The sequence below is a fragment of the Streptomyces bungoensis genome (assembly GCF_001514215.1).
Classification (GTDB): domain Bacteria; phylum Actinomycetota; class Actinomycetes; order Streptomycetales; family Streptomycetaceae; genus Streptomyces; species Streptomyces bungoensis.
The window spans coordinates 314519-321005 of sequence record NZ_KQ948855.1; the positions used below are offsets into that span (position 1 = coordinate 314519).

Below are 6487 nucleotides of genomic sequence, written 5' to 3' on the forward strand. Positions count from 1 at the left end.
GGACGGAGCCGGGCCCGGCGTCCGCTGTGCGGCGCGGGCCCGGCTCCGGAGGATCACCGGATCGTGGTCTTCACCCCGGCCGGCGGCTTGTTCTTCATCGTCTTTACGTCCGTGTACGGGACCTTCACCCGCACCAGGGTGCCGTTGCCCACCAGGTCGCCCACGCTGACGCGCACGGTGTCCTTGCAGGCGGAGCTCGAGGTGGCGTACTGGATGGCCCCGCCCGGCTGCTCGAACGCCGGGGCGGCCGGCCCCGCGCAGACCGTGACGTTCTTGGCCACCTTGTAGAGGTGGTAGTCGAAGGGATAGCGCGGATCGCTGGTGTTGAGGTTGGACGGCGGGATCGCCCGCTGCCCGAACTTCGTGCCCGCCGGGGAGAGGAACCGGCCGCTCTCGTTGCCGAACCGGTCGAGGAACTGGCCCGCGTTGAGGGTCAGGTGCGCCGCGATCGGGTTGCCCTGGCGGTCCAGCGCGAAGCCGTCCTGGGGCGGGTACTTCCAGTCGCCCTGGCCCGAGTCCTTGGTCGGGTCCCACCACTTGTTCAGGAACTGCACGGCGGTCAGGCCGCCGGTCCGGTTGTAGCCCTGGAGGATGCTCCCCAGCAGCCCGCGCGTCGGCAGGTACCGGGGGCCGAGCCGCCAGTCACCGCAGTAGTAGTACGCGCGGTAGGCCAGGGGGATGGGGTAGGGCACCAGGCCGCGGCACACCCACGACATGCCGGGGTCGTCCTGGCCGCCCTCCGGCAGTCCGAGGCGTCCCGCCGTCCGGGGCGCCGCCGGGACCGGCCGGGCCTGGCCGGCCTGCCGGATGCGGCCGCCGTCCTCGTGCGTGGGCGCCGCCGCCGCCGCGGAGGCGCCCATGACCAGGGAACCGGTCAGGCCGACCGCAGCCGCGAGGCCGGCACACTTCACTGACGATCTCAACGAACCTCCCACGCTTACGCGCGTCCGGTAAAAGGTCCCGTCGCGTCCCGAAAGACCGGGAACGGGCGGAATGATGAGATCACTCAAGCCGGAACGGCCCGGCGGAAGCGAGCGGACGCGCCGCGCCTGCCGCCGAAGGAGTCACATGATGTGACGAGCCATCAGGCGAGGCTCACTCCACCGTCACCGACTTCGCCAGGTTCCGGGGCTGGTCCACCTCGTTGCCGCGGGCGGTGGCCAGTTCGCAGGCGAAGACCTGGAGCGGCACCGTGGCGACGAGGGGCTGCAGGAGGGTGGGGGTGGCCGGGATGCGGATGAGGTGGTCGGCGTAGGGCACGACCGCCTCGTCGCCCTCCTCCGCGATCACGATCGTGCGGGCGCCGCGCGCGCGGATCTCCTGGATGTTGGACACGATCTTGTCGTGCAGGATCGACCGGCCGCGCGGCGACGGGACGACCACGACGACCGGGAGGTCCTCGTCGATCAGCGCGATCGGGCCGTGCTTCAGCTCGCCGGCCGCGAAGCCCTCGGCGTGCATGTACGCCAGTTCCTTGAGCTTCAGGGCGCCTTCGAGGGCGACCGGGTAACCGACGTGCCGGCCCAGGAACAGGACCGTGTTCTTGTCGGAGAGGGACCGGGCCAGCTCGCGCACCGGCTCCATGGTCTCCAGGACCCGCTCGACCGAGTCCGCGATCCGCGACAGGTCGCGGATCACGTCCTGGATCTCGTCGCCCCACTTGGTGCCGCGCACCTGGCCGAGGTACAGCGCGACCAGGTAGCAGGCCACCAGCTGGGTCAGGAACGCCTTGGTGGAGGCGACGGCGACCTCGGGGCCGGCGTGGGTGTAGAGGACCGCGTCCGACTCGCGCGGGATCGTGGAGCCGTTGGTGTTGCAGATGGCCAGCACCTTGGCGCCCTGCTCGCGGGCGTGGCGCAGCGCCATCAGGGTGTCCATGGTCTCGCCGGACTGGGAGATGGCGATGACCAGGGTCTGCGCGTCGAGGATCGGGTCGCGGTAGCGGAACTCACTGGCCAGTTCCACCTCGCAGGGGATGCGGGTCCAGTGCTCGATGGCGTACTTGGCGATCAGGCCCGCGTGGAAGGCCGTGCCGCAGGCGACGATGACGACCTTGTCCATCTCGCGCAGCTCGGAGGCGGAGATGCGGACCTCGTCGAGGGTGAGGTTGCCGCTCGCGTCGATGCGGCCCAGCAGGGTGTCGGCGACCGCCTTCGGCTGCTCGGCGATCTCCTTGAGCATGAAGTAGTCGTAGCCGTCCTTCTCGGCGGCGTCCGCGTCCCAGTCGACGTTGTAGGACCGCACCTCTGCGGGGCGGCCGTCGAAGCCGGTGACGGTCACGCCGTCGCGGCGCAGCTCGACCACCTGGTCCTGGCCGAGCTCGACGGCCGAGCGGGTGTGGGCGATGAACGCGGCGACGTCCGAGGCGAGGAACGCCTCGCCCTCTCCTACGCCCACGACCAGCGGGGAGTTGCGGCGGGCACCGACGACGACGTCCGGCTCGTCGGCGTGCACGGCGACCAGGGTGAACGCGCCCTCCAGGCGCCGGCACACCAGCCGCATGGCCTCGGCGAGGTCGGCGCAGGAGGAGAACTCCTCGGCGAGCAGGTGCGCGACGACCTCGGTGTCCGTCTCGGAGCCCAGCTCGTGGCCTCGCTCGGCCAGTTCGGCCCGCAGCGCGGCGAAGTTCTCGATGATGCCGTTGTGGACGACGGCGACCCGCCCCGCGTTGTCGAGATGGGGGTGGGCGTTGGCGTCGGTCGGGCCGCCGTGCGTGGCCCACCGGGTGTGACCGATGCCCGTCGAACCGGCCGGCAGCGGCCGCTCGACCAGCTCCTTCTCCAGATTGACCAGCTTCCCGGCCTTCTTCGCCGCCGCCAGCCCGCCGTCCGAGAGCACGGCGACGCCCGCCGAGTCGTAGCCCCGGTACTCCAGCCGCTTCAGCCCGGCCATCACGACGTCCAGTGCCGACTGCGATCCCACGTATCCCACGATTCCGCACATGCGCGGCAGCCTACGGTCCGGGAGCGCTCCGAAAGAGGCACCGCGTGCCCGAAATCGGAAATTCCCACCGGGGCAGGAAGGGCCGCGACTCGGGGTCGATAATCGGCCATCTTTCTTCGGCCAACCCACCCCTCGCCCACCTCACCCACTCACAGAAAGTACACAGAATCTGCAGAGATGACCGGGCCCGGGCGCGGAAGGATTCACGCCAGCCCCACCACCGGGAGCATGAACACCTGTACGACCACGGTTACTTGTGCGTAGGGTGTCGTCCGCGCACGGCGGGGCCTGACCACTCCGTCCGCGCACGTCAGTCAGCGACCGGGGGAACGCCGTCGCTCACGGGGAGGGGTTGCATCGCCATGCCGTCGTACCGGCTGTCCGGCTGCCTCACGTCACTCGGGTTCCGGAGTCGCTGACCGTCTCCCGCGGACCCCGCACTGTCCCTGCTCTTCGGCCGCCCTTCGGCGTGCAGCCGCCCCCTGAGCCCAGAGAGGGATGCTCCGTGCACCCCAGACCCCGGTTCCGCCCGCGCGGAACACGAAGATCACGCCTGCTCACCCCCCTCCTCACCTCCACCCTGGCCGCCGCGCTGCTCAGCACCCTGGTGGTCCATCCCGATCCGCTCCACCGGCACGACGGCATCGCACTCGCGGCGGACAGCTACGACGGCTTCGACACCAAGGCCGCCGAGCAACTGCGCCAGGACCAGTGCCTGATGGCGGGTGTCGCGCGACTGGGCGGACCGACCATGTCCGGCATCGCGCGCGACGCCCTCAACCAGCCGGCGGACGCCCTGCACACGGCGGCGAACCGGGAGTACTGGAACGACACCCCGCTGTCCAAGGCGTTCGACCAGGACAGGGCCCTGCTGGACAAGGACTCCGACGCCCGCGCCAAGCGCCGCGACGCCTGGAAGGCCCCGCTCAGCGGCCTGGCGACGCCCGGCGGGTTCACGGTCACCGGGTTCGAGTGGCCGCCGTCGTCCTCCGACGAGGGCGGCGACTTCTTCGACCGCACCGGCCTGCCGCAGTGGTCCGGCGAGCAGTGGTGGCGGAGCGAGGGCACCTTCTACGACGACCCGACCCCGAAGGCCGACGAGGCCACGGTGAAGGCCGTCAAGGACCTCGGCACGCCCCTGTACGGCAAGGACCCGGACGCCACCTCGCCCAACTGGAACCGGGACTACGAGGAGCACCAGGCCTGGGACCACCTGGTGAACTGGGACCTGGAGCCCACGGGCGCGGACAACGCCCGCCTCTTCCTGAGCTCGGGCGGTTTCGCCCGCACCGCCCCGGAACCGGGCAGCCTCGAGTTCCGGGTGGCCGTCGAGGACCTGAAGTCCCGCTTCGCCACCTGTGCCTGGCGCGGCCCGGTGGACCCCGACCGGGTGCTCGGCAAGGAGGTCGCCACCGCGTCGGACGAGTGGCAGCAGGAGATCGCCTCCCAGGCCACGCAGCGCACCCAGGTCCTGGACGCGAACAAGGACGCCACCAAGGCCCTGACGGCCGGTGCCACGGCCATGGGAGAGCTGCTCGCCCAGTCCTGGACCGCCGACCACCTCACGCGCTGGCAGGACTACTGGAGCGCCGGCGGCATCGGCTGGATCGGTGACGCCCCGCTGGAGATCCAGGTGCCGGGGGCCACGGGCAAGTGCCTGGACGTCCAGGGCGGCGCGAAGACCAACGGCACCCCGGTGCAGATCTACACCTGCAACGGCGGCGACGCCCAGCGCTGGCAGCTGTGGGGCTCCTACGACGGCGGCTACACCCTGCGCAACGTCAACTCGGGCAAGTGCCTGGAGGTGGCGAACGGCGCCAACGCCAACGGCACCAAGATCCAGATCCAGACCTGTGGCAGCGGCAAGGCCCAGCAGTGGACGTTCGACGTCCGCGCCGCCGGTGAGCTGCGCAACGCCGCGACGGACAAGTGCCTGAACCTGGCCGCGTTCGACAACGGCAAGGACGCCCAGCTCTCCACCTGCAACGGCAGCACGGCCCAGAAGGTGCGGATCGTCCCCAAGGGCCACACGGGCGACGGCAAGCCGAGCTACCCGGACAAGGCCCAGTTCGACAAGGCCAAGAAGGGCATCACGGCCGCCCAGGCGGCCGCCAAGACACAGCTCACCGCTCTCCAGACGCAGCTGACGGCCGCGCAGAAGGCGGCGGCGACGTCGAACACGGCGATCCAGGCCGCCTACGGCATCGCCGACGCAAACGGCGCGCCGCGCGGCCGGGGTCTGCTGGTCGGCCAGCAGAAGGACCAGGTCACCCAGGGCGCGGTGGCCGCGCTGCAGGCGCTGGAGAAGGCCGGTGAGACGGCCGAGGCCGCGACCCGCGCCTCCGCCGGGGACAGCGAGACCATCGCCCAGCGGGCGCTGGCCCAGGCCGCGCAGTCGAAGGCGGAGTTCCGCAAGGAGGCCGCGAAGACGGCCGAGCTGCAGGCCAAGGCCGCGGCCGACGCGGCGAAGGTCCACCGGGACAACGCCAAGAAGGACAAGGAGACCGCCGAGGCCAAGCTCGCGGTCGCGGTGACGGCCGAGGGCGACGCGAAGGCGGCCGCCGCCGACGCCCACGCCAAGCGGCTTGCCGCCGAGGCCGAGGAGAAGACGGCCAAGGCGGAGAAGGAGACGGCCGCCGCCAAGCAGGCCGAGGCGGCACAGCACAAGCAGAACGCCCAGGCCCAGGCATCGAAGGCCGCGGACGCCAAGGACAAGGCGGAGGCGGCGGAGAAGACCGCCGAGGGCAAGCGCGACGACGCGGTCACGGCGAAGGACCACGCGGCGGCCATGCGCGACGACGCCTGGGACGCCGAGCAGAAGGCCGAAGCGGCGCGTGCCAAGGCCGACGCCAAGGGTGCCTACGCCGACTCCCTGGACTCCGGGGACGCGGCCGACGCGGCCCGTGCCGCGGCCAACGAGGCGGACCAGCACGCCGACGACGCCGAAGCGGCAGCGGCGAACGCCCGCTCCGAGGCCGACGCCGCCACCCAGGCAGCCGCCGACGCGGATGCCGCCGCGACGCGCGCCGAGGCGGCCGCCAAGCGGGCCCGCTCCGACGCGGACGCCGCCCAGGCCGACAAGCTCAAGGCCGACGCGGCCGTGAAGACCGCGACCAGCGCCGCCGCCGACGCGATCAAGGCGTCCCAGGACGCCGCCGCCGAGGCCAAGACGGCCGTCAAACTCGCCGACGAGGCCGAACAGCACGCCAAGGACGCCAAGACCGAGGCCGACGCCGCCAACACCGAGGCCGGCAAGGCACTCGCGGCATCAGCGAAAGCGGCCGGCTTCGCCCACGTCACCGCACAGGCCGCCGTGGACGCCGGCAAGGCGGCCGAACAGGTCGCCAACCCCGCCAACGACGCCATCCAGCTCGGCTCCGCTTACGTCGACACCGACTCCGCCGCCGGCCTCGTCGTCCTGACCGGCCAGGCGTCGAAGACCATCGCGGAGCAGCAGCAGGCCGTCGCCGACGCCCACGCCAAGAACGCGGCAGCAGAGGCCCAGGCGGCCAAGAACCTCGCCGACCAGGCGAAGGGGGATGCG

At 71.8% G+C, this 6487-nt stretch carries 3 protein-coding genes; 1 reads left to right on the forward strand and 2 read right to left on the reverse strand.

Going from position 1 to position 6487, the window contains the following annotated elements:
* Positions 1 to 53 precede the first annotated feature (53 nt).
* Positions 54 to 923 (reverse strand): TNT domain-containing protein, encoded by an 870-nt coding sequence (locus AQJ66_RS13835; protein ID WP_208611359.1) that lies wholly within the window; start codon positions 921 to 923, stop codon positions 54 to 56.
* A gap of 172 nt (positions 924 to 1095) precedes the next feature.
* On the reverse strand, positions 1096 to 2943 hold the full coding sequence (gene glmS / locus AQJ66_RS13840) for a glutamine--fructose-6-phosphate transaminase (isomerizing) (protein WP_061920694.1): 1848 nt from the start codon (positions 2941 to 2943) through the stop codon (positions 1096 to 1098).
* Between the two features lie 505 nt (positions 2944 to 3448).
* On the opposite strand from glmS, the gene AQJ66_RS13845 reads away from it, so the two are divergent.
* A partial coding sequence (locus AQJ66_RS13845) for an RICIN domain-containing protein (RefSeq protein WP_244162819.1) occupies positions 3449 to 6487 on the forward strand: 3039 nt, incomplete at its 3' end.